The organism is Bacillus bingmayongensis (genome assembly GCF_000299035.1).
Classification (GTDB): Bacteria; Bacillota; Bacilli; order Bacillales; family Bacillaceae_G; genus Bacillus_A; species Bacillus_A bingmayongensis.
The window spans coordinates 9,932-13,347 of record NZ_JH921532.1 but is presented as its reverse complement, the minus strand read 5'-3'; the positions used below and the strand labels follow the sequence as shown (position 1 = coordinate 13,347).

At 32.8% G+C, this 3,416-nt stretch carries 2 protein-coding genes and 2 pseudogenes; 2 read left to right on the top strand and 2 right to left on the bottom strand.

The genetic code is table 11. The features are described from left to right. The first annotated feature begins 819 nt into the window (after window positions 1-819). A complete protein-coding gene (locus Y7E_RS0128670) occupies window positions 820-1,164 on the top strand; it encodes an antibiotic biosynthesis monooxygenase family protein (RefSeq protein WP_017154614.1) in 345 nt (114 codons plus the stop codon). Window positions 1,165-1,458: 294 nt separating this feature from the next. Here the strand turns inward: Y7E_RS0128670 and Y7E_RS32445 are convergent. After that, window positions 1,459-1,722, bottom strand: a pseudogene (locus Y7E_RS32445) (IS4 family transposase); the annotation flags it as partial. A gap of 236 nt (window positions 1,723-1,958) precedes the next feature. Here Y7E_RS32445 and Y7E_RS0128665 point away from each other — a divergent pair. After that, on the top strand, window positions 1,959-2,747 hold the full coding sequence (locus Y7E_RS0128665) for an alpha/beta fold hydrolase (RefSeq protein WP_017154613.1): 789 nt from the start codon (window positions 1,959-1,961) through the stop codon (window positions 2,745-2,747). A gap of 375 nt (window positions 2,748-3,122) precedes the next feature. Here Y7E_RS0128665 and Y7E_RS30680 read toward each other — a convergent pair. Next, window positions 3,123-3,416: pseudogene (locus Y7E_RS30680) on the bottom strand (hypothetical protein); the annotation flags it as partial.

Sequence of the window (3,416 nt, the reverse complement as noted above, 5' to 3'; positions counted from 1 at the left end):
ATTGCAGAGCAATATCTTTATTACTAAGTGTATTTTTTTTCATATTAGTACTATACAGTACTATAAATGGAGAGTCAAGGGAATGATTGATGAAATGCATAGGGGTTCGACCGAGATACGTGTAGACTCACTTTTATTTCCAGATACAATTTATTGAACTTATAAATATCATTTCATCTATTTTTATTAAGGAATTTGTCTATTATGGGTACACCCCATTGCCATCAAGCTAAAATTTTATAGTACCCCCAGAACGAAATTTTATGTTAACTTGTAATAAAAAGCTTATTTCTTTGTTTTGGGGTGGATCTGTTTTCTTAAGTTGATGGGTATGGGGTCACCATACACATCCATCAACTTAAGCATTCGAAACGCCCAATGCCGATCAACCTAATAGAACGGGTTGCCCCCAAAACGATAAAAATGAACTTCGTTGCTACAAAAGACACAAAATTTTCGTTTTGGGGTGGATTTATTTTCTTAAGTTGATAGGCATGGGATAAAGCCAGCATTTCAGAAAAAACCCACGCTAAGAGTATGCAGGATTTTATACAGTTTTTCGACTAATTTAGTAACAAACGGGAACCCAAAAACCCGCACCAGGATAAGAATGTATAAAAAAATAAATAGAGTCATAGAAAGGGAAAAAGGTGGATTCCTTGTGAGAGTAGGGGTCCGCCTTGTCTTCGCTACCAATAATGATGCGTTATGTTAACCGAGCATGTATAGGGTATACACAAAAAAAACTAACTTACGCAAATTTAAATGGTATAATTTAACTCTTAAGATTGCACTCTAAAAATGAATAGGAGAATTTCTATGACAACAATTAGTACAGAAAATCCATGTGTTACTTTAATCAATGTATTTACTGTCGAACCTGAGCGACAAGATGAATTATTAAATCTATTAATTCATGCTACAGAAACAGTAATGAATAAGATTCCAGGATTTATTTCTGCCAACTTTCATAAAAGTTTAGATGGAACAAAAGTAGTAAACTATGCCCAATGGAAAGATAAAAACGCATTTTATGCTATGCTAAAAAATCCTGAGGCCGTTATTCACATGAAGGAAGCAGAAAAAATTGCACAGAAATATGAACCAACTCTATATCAGGTAGCTTACACTGATTCGATTTTTGATCATAAAAAATTATATTAAAGTTTTTTGAAAAAGCCCCTTTAGTTTAAACTAAGATGCTTTTTATAACTCCATAGATACATTGACTATCGATAACGAGAATTATGTAAATGAGCTGTCCAAATGGACGGCTTATTGTATTTTTTCTTAGCGTGGTTTTTTTCCAAAATGCTGACGAGACCCCATCGCTATCAAGCTAAGCTCATACAACGTCAATTATAGTAGAGGTTGTTTCTTTTTTCTAAAGGCTACGTGTAGGGAATTTAAAGATTTACATACGAAATAAACCCTAACGGGTTTCATTTTTTTGAATTAAGCCGCTTGATTAAATCGTTGATTCAATCCCTCAGGGCTGATGAGCACTTCTGTTGATGCTTCCAAACAGCTGGATAATTGAGTTAAAGAAGTCGTAGCAATATTTTGACTCATCCATACACATAAAGCGACTAGATCTTTTGCTTGGTATTTACTGGTTCGTTGCACGAAACCAACATCTCTAGCAAGATCTCGTAAGATATTTGGAGATAAAAAGCTTTGAATCTCTTGAGCAAATAGTTGTAATTCATCAGATACAGAAATACACTTAGGTTATCTAAGTTCACGATATAAATTTTGTTTCTTATTCAACGGGCAGGTTAGTTGAAGAGTATTGTTTAACTTGTGTACAACAATCGGGCCATTTTGTGGAATAAAACTTTAATAGGCAATTAGATATTTTGTTAAAGTATATATAGAAGATTTTGAGGGAATGTACTTAACTAACGTAAGCAAAATAAGAAGATGATGGTGAAATTTTTGTGTTAAGGGGGAGAGAAATGCCTTATTTAAGAACTAAAGACGGAATTAAAATATTTTATGAATCTTTTGGTAAAGGGAGACCTCTTATTTTTATACATGGATTAGGTGCTTCTTCCTCGATGTATAAACCACAAGTAGAGTATTTTAAAAACTTTTTCGAAGTAATTTTAATAGATTTAAGAGGTAATGGAAATTCTGGAAAACTAGACTGTCACTTTGAAAGTGTTTTGGAAATGCAAACAAACGATATAAAGGAAATTTTAAACCTTTTAAAGATTGAAGCTGCAATATTTGTTGGAGTTTCGTATGGCGGTGTTTTAATTCAAAAGTTAGCCATTACTTATCCCGAAACTGTTAAGGCATTAGTAATAGTGGATAGTTTTTGTGACTCGTCCATTGATTCCTTTCAAAAATTATTAGCTATGATTGGTGCTAACCAAACTTGGGTTATTAATTTTCCTAAAAAGTGGTTAGCCCAATTAACAAAAGCCTCGTATAAAAGATGGGCTTTGGCTAGCACAGAGATGGAAAGTGTAATGTTTAACATGAGAAAACATGAAGCTAAAATTCAAAGAAAAGCAATAAATAAAATTAAATTTAATAAACATTTATCGATTATAGAAGCTCCGACCCTTTGTTTGGTTGGAGACTATACTAAATTAGGTGTTCAGATGATGAAACAAGTAGCTAATTTAATAAAAAATTCAGAGATACAGGTTATTAATGATTCTTTTGACCCAAGTAACCTTTGTCAACCCCATGTTTTTAATAAGACAGTTCATAACTTTATATCGAAAGTACAATAATTACTTATTTGACTAATGTGTACGTTATTAGGGGTCACCATACATGCCCATCAAGCTAATATTTTGAATTACCTCCAAAACGAAAATTTTATCTATTTACAGTTGGGGAACAACCAATTTCTTAACCTGATGTTGATGGGGTAGTACGCCAACTTACTCAAATATTTAAAAATGAAGATGCTAGATATAACAGAATCAGATATTTTTCATATCCAGCTAATAACAAAGCATTCGTAAAAGTCATCTCGTTCGCCTCTATTTAAAAGGTTTTCTTTATCGAGCAATCAATCAGCGTAAACTGGAAGAAACACAGAGCTAAAAATCTCTGTGTTTCTTCTTTTTTAAATACATTTATTAGAAGCTAGTTTACAAGTCTTACTTTGTAGGCTCTACAATGATTCTAACTCCACCTATCCATCCTGGTAAAAAGTTTTCAACAATTATCACTGGTTTTTTGTTGGGAACAATTGTTGTTGGTGTAAATGGAATACTTGTTAACTTTCTGTATCCTTTTTGTATCTGTTCTGCATCAATTAATCTTTCATTTAGAATCTCTTCACTTTCTTGACCAGCAGAATCCGATTTGAAAGATACTTTAACAATATGGTATGCCACAGTTCCTTCAGGTTCTGTTGCAAAGATTTCTAAACTGGGATAACCTGTAGAAAA